This window comes from Halopseudomonas sp. L-58, assembly GCF_056859475.1.
On sequence record NZ_JBSXON010000086.1, the window covers coordinates 11,778 to 30,418 of the forward strand.

Sequence of the window (18,641 nt, forward strand, 5' to 3'; positions counted from 1 at the left end):
AGAACAACGACAGCTGCCCCGCCGGCAGCTCGATCCTACGCATGCCTGCCTCTGCGCAATGCCTCAACTGCCTGCCGGCTGGACCGGACCTGGAGAACTGCTTTATGACCCGCTCACAGAATCGCGCCGAGAATGTCTGGATCGTTGACGACGATCGCTCCATCCGCTGGGTACTGGAGAAGGCATTGCAACAGGAAGGCATGGATCCGGTCGCCTTCGATAGCGCAGACGCCGCACTGGCGCGCCTGCAGCGCCAGCATCCGGATGTGCTGATCAGCGATATTCGCATGCCCGGCACCAGCGGGCTGGACCTGCTGGCTACCGTGCGCGAGCGCTACCCCAAGCTGCCGGTCATCATCATGACCGCCCATTCCGATCTGGACAGCGCCGTCGCCTCGTACCAAGGCGGCGCGTTCGAATACCTGCCCAAGCCGTTCGACGTGGACGAAGCCGTTGCCCTGGTCCGCCGCGCACTGGCCCACACCCATGAGCAGGAGGCGCAGGAAGAGGAAATCCTGCAGACTCGCACGCCGGAAATCATCGGTGAAGCGCCGGCAATGCAGGAAGTCTTCCGCGCCATCGGTCGCCTGTCGCACTCCAACATCACCGTACTGATCAACGGCGAATCCGGTACCGGTAAAGAACTGGTCGCCCACGCCCTGCACCGCCACAGCCCGCGTGCGCGCAACCCGTTTATTGCGCTGAACATGGCCGCGATTCCGAAGGATCTGATGGAGTCCGAGCTGTTTGGTCACGAGAAAGGCGCGTTCACCGGCGCCGCCGTGCAGCGCCGCGGCCGTTTTGAACAGGCCGACGGCGGTACACTGTTCCTTGACGAGATCGGCGACATGCCCGCCGAGACCCAGACCCGCCTGCTGCGCGTGCTGGCTGACGGTGAGTTCTACCGGGTCGGGGGTCATACCCCGATCAAGGTCGACGTCCGCATCATTGCCGCCACCCACCAGAACCTCGAAGGCCTGGTGCAGGCCGGCAAATTCCGCGAGGACTTGTTCCACCGCCTCAATGTCATCCGCATTCATATTCCCAAGCTGGCCGAACGCCGCGAGGACATCCCAGCGCTGGCACAGCACTTCCTCGCGCGCGCCGCACAGGAACTGGCCGTCGAACCGAAGACCCTCAAGCCGCAAACCCAGGACTATCTGCGCAACCTGCCGTGGCCCGGCAACGTGCGCCAGCTGGAAAATACCTGCCGCTGGATCACCGTCATGGCATCCAGCCGAGAAGTGCTGATCGAGGACCTGCCCCCGGAACTGCTCACCCAGCACCAGGACAGTGCGCCGGACGGCCATTGGGAGCACGGATTGCGCACCTGGGCCGACCAGGAACTGGCCCGTGGCGTGACCAACCTGCTGGATATCGCGGTACCCGCATTCGAGCGCATCATGATCGAAACCGCCCTCAAGCACACCGCCGGCAGACGCCGCGATGCCGCGCAGTTACTGGGCTGGGGCCGCAATACCCTGACCCGCAAGATCAAGGAACTGGGCATGAATGTCGACGGTTCCGACGACGATGAAAGTGAATAACGCACACCCACGGAGAAATTGGCACGCTTGATGCTAAATGACTAATGGGTGTATTTGGGGTGACCTCGGTTCAGGCAGGCTGGGGTCGCCTTTTTTTTGAGCTGCAAGCGGCAAGCCTCAAGCTACAAGCTACAAGCAACCCCAACCCCAAACCCTTCCAGCCTCTAGCCTTCAGACCAACACCAAGGCTCGCAGCACCACGGACTGCTTGCGGCTTGAAGCTTGAAGCTTGAAGCTTGAAGCTTGAACCGGGTAGCCTACCGCTCCGCCCTTGCGTAGCCGCCAGCCATGTTCCATATCGCCCTGCTCGAACCCGAAATCCCGCCGAACACCGGCAACATCATCCGCCTGTGCGCCAATACCGGCTGCCAGTTGCACCTGATAGAGCCGCTCGGTTTTGAGCTGGATGATAAGCGCCTGCGTCGCGCCGGGCTCGATTATCACGAGTTCGCGGCCGTGCGCAGTTACCCGGATCTGACCAGTTGTCTGGAACAGGTGCAGCCGAACCGGGTGTTCGCCCTGAGCACCAAAGGCACCCGCTGGTTCAGTGAGCCCGAGTATCAGGCGGGCGACCTGTTCCTGTTCGGGCCGGAGAGCCGCGGCCTGCCGGCAGAGATACGCGAATCCCTGCCAGCCGATCAGGTACTGCGCATCCCGATGCAGGCCAACAGCCGCAGCCTGAACCTCTCGAATAGCGCCGCGATCCTGATCTACGAAGCCTGGCGCCAGCAGGGGTACGACGGCGCGCTGTGAGCGCGCCCAGCCGCAAGCCGCTCAGTGTGTCCCTGACACTGATGCTGCCAAATGATATTTACCGGTTAGAGTGCCCTCGCGGCCCATGAAAAAACCCGCGCGATTCAGCACCGCACGGGTTTTTCTTGTAGCTTGCCGCTTGTGGCTTGTGGCTTCCCGCCAGGGCCAGCCTGCGGCTGGCGTCAGCGGGTCTTGACCACCACCTTGCCTACCGCCTGACGGGTGCTGAGAATGTTCAGCGCGGCTTCGTACTCGTTCAGCTCGAAGGTCTTGGAAACCAGCGGCTTGAGCTTGCCTTCGCTGTACCAGCGGAACATTTCCTGGAAGTTTTCCAGATTGACCTGCGGCTCGCGGGCAGCAAAGGCACCCCAGAACACACCAACGATGGACGAGCCTTTCAGCAGCGCCAGGTTGACCGGGAACTCCGGAATACGGCCGCTGGCGAAGCCGACAACCAGCAGACGGCCTTTCCAGTTGATGCAGCGCACCGCTTCGTCGAACAGGTCACCACCGACCGGATCATAGATCACATCGGCGCCCTGGCCGTTGGTCAGCTCCTTGACCGCATCCTTGAGGCTGACTTCACTGTAATTGATCAGCTCGTCGGCACCAGCCGCCTTGGCGACTTCCAGCTTTTCAGCACTGGAGGCTGCAGCAATGACGCGCGCGCCCATGGCCTTGCCCAGCTCAACCGCAGCCAGACCCACGCCACCGGAGGCGCCCAGCACCAGCAGGGTTTCGCCCGGTTTCAGCTCGCCGCGCTGCTTCAGCGCGTGCATGGAAGTACCATAGGTCATGCTGAAACCGGCGGCGGTGACAAAGTCCATGTCAGCGGGCATCGGCAGCACGCGCATCGCATCGGTTGCCACCTTCTCGGCAAAGCTGCCGAAGCCGGTCAGGCCCATCACACGGTCGCCGACTTTCAGGTGTTTGACGTTCTCGCCAACGCTGGCCACCACACCAGCCGCTTCGCCACCCGGAGAGAACGGAAACGGCGGCTTGACCTGGTACTTGCCTTCGATGATCAGGGTGTCAGGGAAGTTGACGCCGGCAGCATGGATGTCGATGACGACTTCGTTTTTCTTGGCAACCGGATCGGCGGTCTCTTCCAGCACCAGACTGCTGGCAGGACCGTAGGCTTTGCACAGTACCGCTTTCATTGTTGTCTCCTTGGCTAAAGCTAAACATTGACCACAGTCTAGTCGCGAACCGGGCCACAGGGTCAATCACCATGCCCCGAGGTGATAGGTACGCATAAGACCGAAGACACGGGCATTTGGCGCTGAACGGCGGCTCGGCTATCCTGTGCGGACTTTCATGGAGTTTCAACCCGATGCATTGCAAACCGCTGTATGCCCTGCTGCTGGCCCTGACGCTGACAGCTACCCCGGCCCTGGCCGAAGAAGACGCCGCCGCACCGACCGCCCAATACGTCGAACTCAAGCCGTCGTTTGTCGGCACCCTGGGAGGCGGCCCGAAGATTCAGTACCTCAAGGCCGACGTTGCGCTGCGCACCAACGACGCCGCGGCAGTGGAGCGCATCCACTACCATGATGCGCTGATCCGCAACGCACTGGTGTTTCTGTTCAGCGAACAGCTGCCGGAAAACCTGGGAACGCTGGAAGGCAAGGAAGCCCTGCGGGCCAGTGCGCTTGCCGTCGTGCAATCGGTGCTGGAAGAGGAAGAAGGTGCGCCGTTGGTTGACGACCTGCTGTTCACCAACCTGATCGTGCAGTGACGGCAGCAGGGGCTTGCGCCCCTGTGTCTCAGGCCTGCTGGCTCAGATAACGATCCACAAAGGTATCGAAGTCAACATCGTCGGCCGCCTCAATCGCGGCCTGATCGGCCAGTGACGCGGCCGCTTCGGCGGCCAGCCGCGCCTGCGCTTCGGCGTCCAGCGGGCGATTGCGGAAGTACGCATCGTGCTCTTGCGACTGCGCCAGGGCGAAACGGAAGAAACTGTCGCCCTGCTCGGCAATCGCCGCAAGCACCCGGGCCGAGGGCGTCAGGGAAGAGTCCTTGAGCTTGGCACGCTGGATCGCCAGCGCCTCTGCAAACACCGAGCCGCCCTGGGCCTGATCAAACAGCGCAGCGCACCCGGCAATCTCGTCGAGCAGCGCTTCACCCCATTCAGTCAGGCTGCGCTCACGACCGTTTTCGTTCAGCATCAGGCCTGGCTCACGCCCCCGCTTGACCGCCAGACTGAAATTGTTGGCAGCGTGCTCACATTCGCTGTCGCTCAGCTGCGGGCTGTCGCTGATAGCACAGTACAGCAGGAAGCTGTCGAGGAAGCGGGCCGTCGCCGGCTCGATTCCGAGCGGCACGAAGGGGTCGATATCCAGGCAGCGCACCTCGATATACTCGACTCCGCGCTCACGCAGGGCATGCACCGGCTTCTCGCCGCTGTTGGCAACCCGCTTGGGACGGATCGGGCTGTAGAACTCGTTTTCGATCTGCAGCAGATTGGTATTGAGCTGCTGCCACTGGCCGCTGGCGTCGTGGGTACCCAGCGCCGCATAGGGGGCGTAAGGCAGGCTGATTGCGTCCAGCATGCTGCTGATGTAGTTATCGAGGCTGTTGTAGCAGACGTTCAGGCCGGACTGGGCGTTATTGTTATAGCCCAGATCACTCATCCGCAGACTGGTTGCCCAGGGCAGGTAAAGGCTTTGCTCGCCGAGCGGCTGCAGGCGATGATCACGCCCTTGCAGGAAGCTGGCACACACCGCCGGAGAGGCGCCGAACAGGTACATCAGCAACCAGGCGTAGCGGCGGAAATTGCGAATCAGCGCAAAATAACGCTCGGACTGATAGTCCTGCGCGCTGCGGGTGTCGCCCTCCTGTGCCTGCAAAACCTGCCACAGCTGCGGCGGCAGCGAGAAGTTGTAGTGAATGCCGGCGATGCACTGCATGGCCTTGCCGTAACGCACCGCCAGCCCGCGCCGGTAGACGTATTTCAGGGTGCCAACGTTGGAGGTGCCATACCAGGCGATCGGAATCTCCTCGTCGGTGGCTGGCAGACGACAGGGCATGGACTCGGTCCACAGCCGCTCCTCGCCCAGAGCGCTGTAGGTAAAGCGGTGAATTTCGTCCAGCTGGCCGAACAGCTCGTCGATTTGCCGGCTGACCGGGGTGATCAGTTCCAGCAGCGCTTCGGAGTAATCGGTGGTGATCCGTGGATGAGTCAGCGCCGAGCCCAGCGCCGGCGGATGCGGCGTCTGCGCCAGCGTCCCGTCGGCGGAGATGCGCAGACTTTCCTTTTCGATACCGTGCTGACATTCGCTCAGCAATGAGCGGTTCGCGGGTGTCGCCAGCAGGGCGAGGCGTTCACGGAGCAGTGGTGACAAGGCGTCACTCCTCAGGCAATGGATCGACGCATGCCGTCGATCCGTTTGATCAGTATAGAAAGGCCACCGGGGCTCGCTCAGATACGGGCGAAGGTGCCCAGGCACTTGGCTACCAGCACGCCATCCTGCCACACCTCGCCGTCCACGACGATGGTGCGCGTACCGGCATGCATCACCTTGCCGGTGCATTCCAGCACACCGCCGGTGACTGCTCGGGTGTAGTTGATCTTGCACTCGATGGTGGCGGTGCTTTCATGCGGCTCCAGCACGCTGAACGCCGAGGCGCCCATCGCCGAGTCCAGCAGGGTAAACACCACACCGCCATGCACCCGGCCGGTGGAATTGAAGTGCTTGTCGTCGATCGGCAGACGCAGGGTGCACAACCCGCGCTCGATGGCCGCAAACTCGATGCCCACCAGGGCGGTGAACGCGCTGCTGCGCTCGGCAGCAAAGGCGGCCAATGCCGGATGCAATTCGCTCATGGGATCATTTCTTCTTCAGGTTCTTGGCATTGGCAAACAGGTTGGCGAAGGTGCCGCCCGCGTCGGTCGGGCGGGTATTGTTGCCGCCGGCATTACCGCGCGGCGCACTCTGCCGGCCACGATTGCGCTCACCTGGCTGCTGACGCTCACCGGCAGGCTGAGGCTTGTCGTCAAGGCGCATGGTCAGGCTGATGCGCTGGCGCGGGATATCCACCTCGAGCACCTTGACCTTGACGATATCACCGGCCTTGACCACGTCACGCGGGTCCTTGACGAACTGGTGCGAGAGCATGGAGATATGCACCAGACCGTCCTGATGCACGCCGATATCGACGAAGGCACCGAAGTTGGCGACGTTGGTAACCACCCCTTCCAGCGTCATGCCCGGCTTGAGGTCCTTCAGGCTCTCGACTCCTTCCTGAAATTCGGCCGCCTTGAACTCGGGGCGCGGATCGCGACCGGGCTTGTCCAGCTCGCGCAGGATGTCGGTAATGGTCGGGATACCGAAGTGTTCGTCGGTGTAGCGCGCCGGCTCAAGCTTGCGCAGAAACGCCGAGTCGCCAATCAGACCCCGGACATCGCGGCCGGTCTGCTCGGCGATCCGCTCGACCAGCGGATAGGCCTCCGGGTGCACTGCCGAGGCATCCAGCGGGTTATCGCCGTTCATCACACGCAGGAAGCCCGCGGCCTGCTCAAAGGTCTTTTCACCGAGGCGGCTGACCTTGAGCAGCTCACGACGGTTGCGAAAAGCGCCGTGGCTGTCGCGGTAATCGACGATGTTCTGGGCGATGCTCGGGTTCAGGCCGGAGACCCGGGTCAGCAGCGCCGCGGACGCGGTATTCAGGTCCACCCCAACGGCGTTCACACAGTCCTCGACCACCGCGTCCAGCCCGCGCGCCAGCTTCACCTGAGAAACATCGTGCTGATACTGGCCAACACCGATCGCCTTGGGCTCGATCTTCACCAGCTCGGCCAGCGGATCCTGCAGGCGACGAGCAATGGACACCGCGCCACGATAGGTCACGTCCAGATCAGGGAACTCGCGTGCCGCCAGCTCCGACGCCGAGTACACCGACGCACCCGCCTCGGAGACCATCACCTTCTGCATCTTCTGGCCACTGCACAGCTTGATCAGGTCGGCGGCCAGCTTGTCGGTTTCACGCGATGCCGTGCCGTTGCCGACGGCAATCAGGTCAACCTGATGCTTGCTGCACAGCGCTGCCAGGGTTGCCAGCGAGCGGTCCCAGTCATTGCGCGGCGCATGGGGGAAGATGGTGGCGGTGTCGAGCAGCTTGCCGGTAGCATCAACGACTACCGCCTTGACCCCGGTACGCAAGCCCGGGTCGAGCCCGAGGGTAACGCGCGGGCCGGCCGGCGCCGACAGCAGCAGGTCTTTCAGGTTACTGGCGAATACGCGGATCGCCTCGTCTTCGGCGGCTTCTCGCAGCTCGCCCAGTAATTCGGTTTCGAGGTGACCAAGCAGCTTGACCCGCCAGGTCCAGCGCACCACCTCGTTGAGCCAGCGATCAGCGGCGCGTCCCTGATTGACGATGCCAACGGTCTCGGCCACCAGCGCTTCGCAGGGATGCATGGTGCCGGGTGCCGGTTCGGCGTCGCCCAGCTCCAGCGCGATGCTCAATACACCCTCGTTGCGGCCGCGCAGAATCGCCAGCGCGCGGTGGGACGGCACCTTCTTCAGCGGCTCGTCGTATTCGAAATAGTCGGCAAACTTGGCGCCTTCCTGCTCCTTGCCGGCGACCACACGGGACACCACCCGACCGTCGTCACGCAGCGCGCTGCGCAGACGCTCCAGCAGACTGGCGTTCTCGGCAAAGCGCTCCATCAGGATGTACTTGGCCCCGTCCAGAGCTGCCTTGGCGTCCGCTACGCCCTTGTCGGCGTCAACATAACCGGCAGCAGTGCTCTCCGGATCCAGCGTCGGGTCGGCAAACAGCGCGTCAGCCAACGGCTCCAGGCCTGCCTCGATGGCGATCTGGCCCTTGGTACGGCGCTTGGGCTTGTAGGGCAGGTACAGGTCTTCCAGCCGGGTCTTGGTGTCCGCCTCGCGAATGTCGCGTTCCAGCTCGGGGCTCAGCTTGCCCTGTTCGGCAATGCTCGACAGCACCGCAGCACGACGGTCCTCCAGTTCACGCAGATAGCGCAGGCGCTCTTCGAGGTAGCGCAACTGGGTGTCGTCCAGACTGCCGGTTACTTCCTTGCGGTAACGGGCAATAAACGGAACGCTGGCGCCCTCATCCAGCAGGCTGACGGTAGCGGCGACCTGCTCGGGGCGAACCGCCAGTTCGCTGGCGATGCGCGAGGCGATACTCTGCATGGTAGGACACTTCCACTCTTGGCTATGACAGGGCGGGCAGTATACCCGACACAGAGGCTCTGGTCGGCCTTCATAAAGCGGCTGGATGATGGCGCCATAACAGGGTAAAAAGAAACCTCTTGTAACAATGGCCAGCCCGCAAGCTACGGGGGCTGGGTCACAATGCAGGCTCATTCACTCCAATAGGTGATACATGGCTGACGAAGGCGAAAAAATCCTGATTGTCGATGACGATGTGCGGTTGCGGCGGCTGCTCGAGCGCTTTCTCGGCGAGCAGGGCTATCGCGTTCGCGCCGTGGAAGATGTGGCACAGATGGACCGTCTGCTGGCCCGTGAAATCTACTCGCTGATCGTGCTCGATCTGATGCTGCCCGGCGAAGACGGCATGAGCGCCTGCGCACGCCTGCGGGCCGAGGGCAACACCACGCCGATCATCATGCTGACGGCCAAGGGCGATGAGACCAGCCGGATTCAGGGTCTGGAGATCGGTGCCGACGATTATCTGCCCAAGCCGTTCAATCCGCGCGAACTGGTTGCCCGCATGAAGGCCGTGCTGCGCCGGCAGGCGCCACAGGTACCGGGCGCCCCGAGCACCGACGACGATCAGGTCACCTTTGGCGAGTTCACCCTCAATCTGGCCACCCGCGAGCTGACCCGCGGCGACGAGGTCAACATGCTGACCACCGGCGAATTCGCCGTGCTCAAGGCGCTGGTGCGTCATCCGCGCGAGCCGCTGACCCGCGACAAGCTGATGCAGCTGGCTCGCGGCCGGGAGTGGGATGCGCTGGAACGCTCGATCGACGTGCAGATTTCCCGCCTGCGCCGCATGCTTGAGCCCGACCCGTCCAAGCCGCGCTACATCCAGACGGTCTGGGGCGTCGGCTACGTCTTTGTGCCGGACGGCAAGAATACGTGAAGGGCGGCCCCGGCTGGCACCCGCTGCTGCCACGGAGTTTTTTCGGTCGGACCATTCTGCTGGTACTGATGGTCACACTGTTCTCGCAGATCCTCACGCTGCTCTACCTGCTGAGCAACGAGGACCTGCTGGTCGACCGTCAGTACAGTCACGGCACCGCGATGCTGGTCCGCGCCTACTGGGCCAGCGGTCCGGATGCGCGCCGCGATATCGAAGAGATGACCGGCATCCGCATCACGGTGCCCGAGCAGGTCCCGCAGGGGGAAGTGCACTGGCCCTACTCCGGCATTTTTACCCACCAGCTGCGGGACGAACTGGGCGACCAGACCGAGGTACGGGTGCAAACCCAGGACCATCCGGCGGTCTGGATCCACCAGCCGATCTATGGCAACTACTGGCTCAAGGTCCCGCTGTATGCCCATCCCCTGCGCGGCCAACGGGTCTGGCTGGTAGTCACCTGGCTGGTACTGATCGGCATGCTGTCAACAGCCGCTGCCTGGCTGCTGGTCCGTCAGCTCAACCACCCGCTGAAGATGCTTGAGCGCGCGGCCCAGCGTATCGGCCGCGGCGAGAGCGTGCGGCTGCTGGACACCAGCGCGCCAGCGGAGATTTCCGAGGTCTACCGCGCCTTCAACCAGATGTCCCAGGATGTCGAGCAGGCCAACCGCGACCGCACCATGCTGCTGGCCGGCGTGTCCCATGACCTGCGTACGCCATTGACCCGGATGCGCCTGTCGACCGAGCTGCTGTCGGATGCAGAGCCCGAACTGACCGATGGCATGATTCGCGACATTGAGGACATGGACGCCATCCTTGAACAGTTCATGAGCTACATCCGCGATGGCAGTGCCGAACCGACCGAAGAGGGCGACATAAACGAACTGATTCGCGAGGTGGTAGCGCCGCTGAACAGCAATGGCGAGGTCGTGCGACTGTGTCTGGCCGAGGTACCGCTGCTGACCTTTCGCCGACTGTCACTCAAGCGGGTGCTGATCAACCTGATCGACAATGCACTGGTGCATGGCGGCAAGGGTGTGGAGGTCTGCACCTACGTCAATCGCGTCGGCGCCCAGCGCCAGCTTACGGTCAGCGTGCTGGATCGCGGCCCCGGCGTGGAGATTCTGGAGAACGATGCCCTGTTCAGCCCATTCATCCGTGGCGATCAGGCCCGCTCGACCAAGGGGACCGGCCTGGGCCTGGCCATCGTCAAACGCATTGCCGACAGCCACGGTGCCCGCGTGCAACTGCTGAACCGCGTCGGCGGCGGCACCGAGGCGCGCCTCAGCTTCCCGTTGACCGACTGAACCCGGTCGCTCAAGCTGCCCGGCGCAGCAGCCCGGCCTGATCCAGCACCCGCTCCAGTGCCTGCAGGTCGGGAATCAGCAGGTCCTCCGGCTCGTCGCTCAGGCTCACCTGCTGCAATGTCCACTCGGTTGCACCAGCGGTCGCCGTCAGATCGGCACGTTGCAACTTGCGCGCCCGGGGAATCCCCCAGACCCGCAGAGCGATGAAATGCACGCCCGGCGTACCGCCAATGGCGTTGAGAATCAGCGTCCGCGGCTGCACCTGCGGGATTGCCGCAGCCTCGCCCATCAACAGGTCAAGATCGACCATCGGCACCGGCTGATCCCGCCATAGTGTCCGCCCGAGAAACCAGTCTGGCCCGCCGCTTGCCTCTTCGCTCAGACGATAACCCACCAGTTCTGCTACCGCCACGTTGGGCAGCAGCAACAGCCGCTCACGCAACGGCACGATCAGACTGTTCAGTGTTTCAAGCGCATCAGACGCCATGTCCGCATTTCCTCAAGATGATCAAAGTTAGTGCTCAGCTTGCTGCCGACCATTCCCTTGCCAGCCAGCGCTCCAGCGCAGCTGCCAGTTCCTCGGGAGAGCCCTGGCGGTGGCTGAAGCCGGCATCGAGAACCGCGCTCGGCATGGTCGCACAGGCAGCGCTGACGGTATCCTGGGTCCAGACCTCGCTGCCCTGCTGACGCAGACGTCCGCAGGCAGCAACACCATCCTCGCCCATACCGCTGAAAATAATCGCCCCGCACGCCGGCCCGAATTGCCGGGAAACCAGATCCAGTACCGTTTCTATCGACGGCTGATAAGGGCCGGGCCAGGGCTCGTCACTGACGGCCAGGCTGCCATCCTCGGCAAAACCCAGTTGCCGGTTGATGGGCACAACCAGCACCTCGCCGGCCTGCAATCGGCTGCCCGGCCGGCAGTTGAGTATTTTCCAGTCGTTCTGCCGGCCAATCACCTGGGGTAGCTGCTGCTCGAATCCGGGATCAATATGCTGGGCGTAGACAAAAGCGAGCGGCAGACTCGCCGGCAGCGAGTCGAGAAAGCGCTTCACTGCTGACGGCCCACCCAGGGAGGCGCCCAGCACCCAGACGCAGATTGGATGCGCCTCCGGGTTTGGCGTCGGTGGCGCCGCAAGCGAAGGAGCCTGGCCCAGAGCCGGCGTGCCCAGTAGCGGCTGCAGCTTGCCATACAACCGGCATTGCCAACGCGGATAGTCCTCGCAATCAGCGGCAGGAATCTCGCCAGCACCCAGCAACACCGGCACATCGCTGTGCTCGAGCAGCCATTCGGTAAGCGGCGACTCATCCGCCAGCTCAAGCAGCCAGGCATCGACTTTGATTTGGGCCAGATCCTCGGGCTGCAGTGACGCAGGGTCCTCGGCAGACACAATGCGGTAGCCGAAGGTACTCAGCACCTGTACCAGTTGCTGACGCTGGCCCGCATCACAGGCCAGCAGCGCGATCCCGGGTGCCTGATCAGTCACCACTCTCTACCAGTTGATCGATCACCTCGAGCAGCTGGGACTCCTGATAAGGCTTGCCCAGATAGACATTCACGCCGATGCCGAGCGCCCTTTCACGGTGCTTCTCGCCGGTCCGCGAGGTGATCATCACGATTGGCAGCTTCTCAAGACGCGGATCGTGACGAACCAGTGTGGCCACCTCGAAGCCGTCCATGCGCGGCATCTCGATGTCCAGCAGCATGATGTCGGGGGTGATGTCCTGGAGCTTGGCAATGGCCTCGACCCCATCCTTGGCGGTAACCACCTCCATGCCATTACGCTCGAGCAGACGGCTGGTCACCTTGCGCACAGTGATCGAATCGTCGACGACCATCACCAGCGTCGGCCGTTCCTCTTCATACTCGCCAACCAGCGCGGCGCGCTCGGCGGCAAGCTGCAGTTGGGCCTGCTGCGCCTGCTGGGCACGGATCACCGCCAGCAGATCAAGAATCACCACCACGCGGCCGTCACCCAGAATGGTCGCACCGGAAATACCCGGCACTACCGCAAACTGCTTGCCGAGGTTCTTCACCACGATCTCGCGCGAGCCGGCCAGCGCGTCCACCTGAACCGCAACGCTGTGCTCGGCACCGCGGACCAGAATCACCGGCAAGGGCAGACTGTGACCGGACAGCTTGGGCTGCTGCCCGGTCACCAGCAGGTCACCGAGATAGCGCAGATCATAGGTTTTGCCGGCATACTCGAACGGCGGTGCATCCGGCGCGTAGTAAGCCTCCAGCTCATAACCGGAGACCCGCACAATACCCTCGATGGTGTTCAGCGGAATGGCGTAGAGATCTTCGCCGGAATAGACCATCAGCGCCCGGTTGACCGACACGGTAAACGGCAGTCGGATGGTGAAGGTCGAGCCGTTGCCCGGCTCGGTAGTCAGCGTCATGCTCCCGCCAAGCTGCTTGACCTCGGCGTTGACCACATCCATGCCCACACCGCGGCCGGAAATCTGGGTCACCTTCTCTGCCGTGGAGAAGCCCGCCTCAAGGATGTACTGCAGCACTTCCTGATCGGTCAGCTCGGTGTCGGCATCCATCAGCCCGCGCTCGATGGCCTTGCGGCGCACCGCTTCGAGATTGATACCGGCGCCGTCATCCTGCAGGGTCAGCACAATCTCGCCGCCCTCACGTTGCAGGTCCAGACGGATTCGGCCCTCACGCGCCTTGCCCACAGCCTCACGCTGCGCGGGCGCTTCAATACCGTGATCCACTGCGTTGCGCAGCATGTGTTCGAGCGGCCCGATCATGCGCTCCAGAACACTGCGATCCATTTCGCCTTCGGCGTTGCCAATGACAATATCGACCTGCTTGCCCAGTTCGCTGGCAACCTGACGCACCACCCGGCGCAAACGCGGCACCAGCCGCTCGAACGGCACCATGCGGGTGCGCATCAGACCTTCCTGCAGCTCGGTATTGACCCGCGCCTGCTGCAGCAGCAGGGTTTCGGCGTCGCGACTGCGGGTGGCCAGGGTTTCCTTCAGGTCGAGCAAGTCGGACGCGGACTCGAACAGCGAGCGCGACAGCTGCTGGAGCTGGGAATACTGGTCCATTTCCAGCGGGTCGAAGTCCTCATAGCCAGGCCCCATCTGATCCTGGTGGCGCGACAGAATCTGCGCCTGGGTCTCCATGTCCAGACGGCGCAGCTGATCACGTACCCGGTCGATGGTGCTTTCCACGTCTTCGAGGATCTGCCCAACGTCGGTGACCTGCTGCTCGATACGGCCGCGGAAGATGGAGGTTTCACCCGCCAGGTTGACCAGTTCCTCCAGCAGCGCAGCAGAAACCTTGACACTTTCCTGCGCAGCCGCGCGCTTGCTGCTGTCGGCGCTTGTCGGGCCTGAAGACTCCATCGCCTGCTTCAGGACCGCGTTAACCTCGGCGAGCGACATACCTTCTGCGGGCGCTGCCGGAACATCGCGCTGGGGCGCGGATGCAATGGGCGACGTCACCGGTGAACTTGCTGGCGCTGATGCAGGCAAAGACGCCGGCTCCTCCGCCTCGGGAGCAAGGTCTGCAACGGCACCATGCAGAGCAGCCAGTTCGGATGCCTGCGCTGAGCCATCTATCAGCGCCCCTTCCAGGCGCTTGGCCTGCTCGGCCAGGGCATGTTGACCAGCCAGGCGCGCACTGCCCTTGAGGGTCTGCACACGATGCAGCAGATTCGCCGCAGCGGCGGCGTCGTTGTCCTTCGCCGCAAACAACCCGTCGCAGGGAGCCAGAAGCTCGCGGGCTTCCTCGACAAACATGCCGAGCATACCCTGCATCGGCGATGCAACAGGCGACTCCAGCGGCCTTTCTTCCGGCTGCGGGCTGGCCACCGCCTCGTTATCCGGCAGGGTCGGTACGGTATTCGGATTCTTGCGGAAACCATTGATCGCAGCGATCAGCGCTGCGCCATCACTGATCGGCCTGGACGCGACCACCCCCTCAATCATCTCGGCGAGGGCATCATGGCAGGCGTGCAGCAACGCAATCAGACCATCGCTGGGCTCATAGCGCTGGTCGCACAGACCTTCGTAGACAAACTCCATTTCATGGGCCAGATCGCCTACCGGGCGAATCTCGGCCATACGCGCACCGCCCTTGAGGGTATGCAGATCACGCTGCAATGCTTCCACTGCCAGCGTGTTACCGGGGTCGGCAATCCACTTCTGCAAGCTGGCTGCGGCGCTGTCGATGATTTCCTGCGCTTCCTCGAGGAAGATATCAACCAGTTCGGCATCGGTACCCGCTTCACTCAGGCTCCAGCTGCCGCCTGCCGGAGCTGCCGGCGCGGACGCCGGAGCCGTGGCCGGCTGTTCAGCCAGCGCCCCGGGGATCAATACCTGCAGCGCGCGCAGCTCGGCATCAGCCGGCAACAGATGCTGATGGGCAGCAACCTGATCCATCATGCTGATCAGCCGCTCATGGGCCGCTGCCAGTGCATCCAGTACCGCCTCGTCCAGCGCCAGCGTACCGGCCCCAAGCCGCTCGTGTACCTGCTCAAGGGTATCGGCCAGACGCTCAAGTGGCGCCAGCTCGACCTCCGCTGCCACCTCGGCCAGGGCACGCAGGCTGGCAGCCAGCTCGCCGCTGTCGAATTCCGGCGTGCTGCCGGCAGAGCGCATGTTGAGATCGTCACTGACGTCGAGCAATAGATCGATGCCCTCGGTCAGGAAAATCGACATCAGATCCGCACCGGCCGCCCGATCCAGATCGGTGCGGCCGCTGTCACGGGCACTCAGGCCCTGCTCGCGTAGTTGCTCGATCCGCCGCAGGAAGGCATCGGTGCCAGGCAACGGTGCCTGCGGCGCCTGCACCAGTTGCTCAAGCCCGGCCTCGAACAGGGCCACGGCATCACCCAGCAGCTCGACCAGCGCCTGATCGGCAGGCACCAGGTTGGCCTTGAAATCCTTGGTCAGTTTTTCCAGCGGCGTAGCCAATAGAGCAATCGGTTGAATGCCCGCCATGTGGGCACTGCCCTTGAGTGTATGCAGGGCACGCTGCAATGCATCGCTCAACGCGCGCGGCGTGCCGTATTCGTGGCACTCACGCAGGTAGGCGTTGATCTGATCGATATGGTTACGGGTTTCGTTACGGAAGATATCCAGCAACACCGGATCCATGCCGCCAGTTGCTTCGTGTTCAGGCTCGGGCTCCGAAGCCACAACGCCCAGTCCGTCACTGTCAGCTGCGCTCGACCAAACAGGAGCCTCTTCATCCCCGGCCGACTCGTCGATGGCGCCGACGGACTCGTCCGGCTCGATCTCATTCGTCAGCTCGACTGCCTCGCGATCGCCTGGCTCGGAGACGGCCCGCGGTGCCTCGTCAAGGCTGGAGGTGTGCTCGGCGTCATCCAACACCGGCTCATCATCAAGCGAGGTGAAGGCGTCGTCTTCCGGCGCTGCGGACTCTTCAAGCTCCGGCAGTTCGAACTCGCTCAGATCGACCAGCTCAATGGCTTCGGCTTCGGCTTCGGCTTCGGCTTCGGCTTCGGCTTCGGCTTCGGCTTCGGCTTCGGCTTCGGCTTCGGCTTCGGCTTCGGCTTCGGTATTCAGTGTGTCTGCGGAGACCATCGGGTCAAGCGTTTCAGCCGCATCTTCACTGGCTATGCCGACATCGGCAGCCGGCGGGCCCGCGTCCGGCAACGCCTCACCCCGGGCCAACGCCTCGGCCTGAGCCGTCAGGCGCCCGACCTCCGGCAACGCCTGCTGCCGACCTGCGGCAAAGTCCTCTACCAGTCGCGGCATCAGTCCGCGAACGGCATTCACCACCTGGAAAAGGGCACCATCGGCTTCGATGCTGCGATCCAGCACGCGATTGAGCATGTTCTCTACGGCCCAGGCCAGCTCGGCCAGAACCCCTGCACGCACCATGCGGCCACTGCCCTTGAGCGTGTGGAAGGCACGCCGCACCTCGGCCAGCGCCTTGTCATCCTCAAGATCGGCCTGCCATTGGGGCGTATACTCGGCCAGGGTTTCCAGTACTTCCCCGGCCTCTTCGACGAAGATCTCTACCAGTTCTTCATCAAGCTCGTCTTCTTCCGCCGCCGGCGGCGGGCTGGGCGGCGCCACCGGTTGCAGTTCTGGCTCTGGCTCTGGCTCTGGCTCTGGCTCTGGCTCTGGCTCTGGCTCTGGCTCTGGCTCTGCAGGCTGCATCTGCTCGGCTGCCTCGGCAAGCGGTTCATCCGATATCGACACCTCGGATTCGGCCTCTTCCGCGTCCTCGACCGACGCCGGTTGCTCGGCGACCTCCTCTTCGGGCAGGTTCTGCGGGTGATAGCCCAACAGGCCAAGACGCTCCTCTGCGACATCCAAAATGCTGTCACCGCGACCGCTATCGTCCTCGGCCAGGCGTTCGAGGTAGTAGTCAATGCTGGTGATGACGTCAGCCAACGCGTCCAGCGCGGGCCAGTCCGGCACCAGAGAGCGGCCAATCAGCTGTTCGGTGATATAGCGACGGCACGCCGCTATCGCCGCGGCTGCGCGGGCCAGCGGCACCATGGCCAGACCGCCGCGCACGCTGGTAAGCAGGGCATCGACAGGGGCCAGCTGGCTGTGATCCCACTGATTGGCAATAAAGGCATTGATCGATTCGCGGGTTTCTTCCAGCGCGTTACGCGCTTCCTGCACCACCAGTTGATGGACCAGCGCTATATCCTGCGCTGCAGCAAGCCCCTGCATATCGCTGTCGGCAGCACCGTCCTGATCGCTGCGGTCAACGCCGAGAATGCCCTGCAGACTGGCTTCCACGTAGAGCATGCCACCGGCCACATCCATCAGGGCTGCATCGGTGATCGCCGACTGGCCCGACGCCAACCGCATGACCTGTTCGATCTGCTCGGTCAGCACCCGCCGCGGCTGGCCAAGCCCCAGCATCGCCAGCGTGTCGGCAATGCGCTTCATCACCGGCAACATGCCTTCCAGAGCGGTCAGGTCACGACGATCACTGCGTACGAACAGGTCGAGCTGATCCTTGACCTGCATAAGCTCTTCGCCCAGCGCCAGTGCGACCGACTGCATGGCCTCACGATCCGGACCGACCAGCCGATCACCGGCGCCGCGCTGCTCTTCGTTCCAGCTGCCCTTGAGCTGATAACGCTCCTTGAGGGCATCCAGCCGGGGGCTGCCGTCGGCACTCTTGGCAACATAAAACAGCAGGTTGCGCAGCAACTCACGGGGTGGAGCGCTTTGCAGCGCCGTCGCACCCCGCGCCATCAACTGACGCAGCTCCTGATCAGCCTGGCGCAGCAATTGGCGCACCGCCGCGCTGTTGTCGATGCTGCCGATTTCCAGACCTTCGGCAACGCCGGCAAAAATCGACCAGAGCTGGGCATAGGGGGCATCCGCACACAGCGCCTCAAGACGCACAAACACATTGCGCAAGTGCCGGCTATTCTGGGGCACATCCTGGCCACGGATCACATTGGCCTGCGCCATCTGCAGCGCCTGTCGCAGCTTGCGCAGCTGGCGCACACTGGCTTCATCACTCAAATCGGCGACAGCGGCACCGCGAGACGCGGACTCTGCACCGTCCAGCGCCGGACTGAAAACCGCATTCTCGGACAGCAGCTTGTCGCCACGGGCGGTGCGCATGTCGTTGAGCAGTGGCAGCAGTACCATCGGCAGGTCACGTCGCGCGCTCTGCACCCGATCCAAGTACGCCGGCATCTGCAGGATGGCCTGCATCAAGACTTCGAGTGCCTCGCCCTCGCGGCTGGCCGAGCCATTCATCAGCGCCTGGGCGAGCTGTTCCATTTCCTCTGCGAGCAGGGCTGCGCCATAGAACTCGACCATCTGCAGCGTGCCATGAACCTGGTGGATATAGGTCAGACAAAAGCGCAACCGGGTCGAGTCCTCGGGATTTTCGACAAAGGCTTCAAGCGCCTGACGCGCCTGATTCAGCGTTTCGGATATCTCGCCCTTGACCCAGTCAAGCGCGACATAATCATGCCGATCACCCATA

General features: G+C 63.3%; 12 protein-coding genes. 5 read left to right on the top strand and 7 right to left on the bottom strand.

Going from position 1 to position 18,641, the window contains the following annotated elements:
- Window positions 1-104: 104 nt before the first annotated feature.
- Window positions 105-1,547, top strand: a complete 1,443-nt coding sequence (gene ntrC, locus AC13EY_RS17845; protein WP_088276078.1) for a nitrogen regulation protein NR(I) — start codon at window positions 105-107, stop codon at window positions 1,545-1,547.
- Between the two features lie 288 nt (window positions 1,548-1,835).
- Entirely contained in the window at window positions 1,836-2,300 is a 465-nt protein-coding gene (gene trmL, locus AC13EY_RS17850; protein WP_088276077.1) for a tRNA (uridine(34)/cytosine(34)/5-carboxymethylaminomethyluridine(34)-2'-O)-methyltransferase TrmL, read from the top strand.
- A 182-nt stretch (window positions 2,301-2,482) separates the two neighbouring features.
- On the opposite strand, the gene AC13EY_RS17855 is transcribed toward trmL, so the two are convergent.
- The gene (locus tag AC13EY_RS17855; protein WP_088276076.1) at window positions 2,483-3,460 is read right to left on the bottom strand and encodes an NADPH:quinone oxidoreductase family protein; all 978 of its coding nucleotides are present in this window, start codon (window positions 3,458-3,460) and stop codon (window positions 2,483-2,485) included.
- A 173-nt stretch (window positions 3,461-3,633) separates the two neighbouring features.
- On the opposite strand from AC13EY_RS17855, the gene AC13EY_RS17860 reads away from it, so the two are divergent.
- Window positions 3,634-4,038 carry a flagellar basal body-associated FliL family protein gene (locus AC13EY_RS17860; RefSeq protein WP_228247082.1) on the top strand — a complete coding sequence of 135 codons (405 nt, stop codon included), beginning with the start codon at window positions 3,634-3,636 and terminating at the stop codon, window positions 4,036-4,038.
- A gap of 28 nt (window positions 4,039-4,066) precedes the next feature.
- On the opposite strand, the gene gshA is transcribed toward AC13EY_RS17860, so the two are convergent.
- From gshA to AC13EY_RS17875, 3 genes are all read right to left on the bottom strand, one after another.
- Window positions 4,067-5,644 (bottom strand): glutamate--cysteine ligase, encoded by a 1,578-nt coding sequence (gene gshA, locus AC13EY_RS17865; protein ID WP_228247083.1) that lies wholly within the window; start codon window positions 5,642-5,644, stop codon window positions 4,067-4,069.
- Window positions 5,645-5,721: 77 nt separating this feature from the next.
- Window positions 5,722-6,126 (bottom strand): PaaI family thioesterase, encoded by a 405-nt coding sequence (locus tag AC13EY_RS17870; RefSeq protein WP_088276073.1) that lies wholly within the window; start codon window positions 6,124-6,126, stop codon window positions 5,722-5,724.
- A gap of 4 nt (window positions 6,127-6,130) precedes the next feature.
- Window positions 6,131-8,461 carry a Tex family protein gene (locus AC13EY_RS17875; protein ID WP_228247084.1) on the bottom strand — a complete coding sequence of 777 codons (2,331 nt, stop codon included), beginning with the start codon at window positions 8,459-8,461 and terminating at the stop codon, window positions 6,131-6,133.
- A gap of 193 nt (window positions 8,462-8,654) precedes the next feature.
- Between AC13EY_RS17875 and ompR the strand changes: the two genes are divergently transcribed.
- Window positions 8,655-9,377, top strand: a complete 723-nt coding sequence (gene ompR / locus AC13EY_RS17880) for an osmolarity response regulator transcription factor OmpR (protein WP_088276071.1) — start codon at window positions 8,655-8,657, stop codon at window positions 9,375-9,377.
- Window positions 9,378-9,445: 68 nt separating this feature from the next.
- Entirely contained in the window at window positions 9,446-10,681 is a 1,236-nt protein-coding gene (locus AC13EY_RS17885) for an ATP-binding protein (protein WP_088276153.1), read from the top strand.
- A 10-nt stretch (window positions 10,682-10,691) separates the two neighbouring features.
- Here the strand turns inward: AC13EY_RS17885 and AC13EY_RS17890 are convergent, their stop codons facing one another.
- Genes AC13EY_RS17890 through AC13EY_RS17900 form a run of 3 tightly spaced genes read right to left on the bottom strand, consistent with a single transcriptional unit; the run spans window position 10,692 to window position 18,640 of the window.
- Window positions 10,692-11,168, bottom strand: a complete 477-nt coding sequence (locus AC13EY_RS17890; RefSeq protein ID WP_228247085.1) for a chemotaxis protein CheW — start codon at window positions 11,166-11,168, stop codon at window positions 10,692-10,694.
- Between the two features lie 34 nt (window positions 11,169-11,202).
- Window positions 11,203-12,168: a chemotaxis protein CheB gene (locus tag AC13EY_RS17895; RefSeq protein WP_228247086.1), complete on the bottom strand. Its 966-nt coding sequence runs from the start codon at window positions 12,166-12,168 to the stop codon at window positions 11,203-11,205.
- On the bottom strand, window positions 12,161-18,640 hold the full coding sequence (locus AC13EY_RS17900; RefSeq protein WP_482890429.1) for a hybrid sensor histidine kinase/response regulator: 6,480 nt from the start codon (window positions 18,638-18,640) through the stop codon (window positions 12,161-12,163). The genes AC13EY_RS17895 and AC13EY_RS17900 overlap by 8 nt, the downstream gene beginning before the upstream one ends.
- Window position 18,641 lies beyond the last annotated feature (1 nt).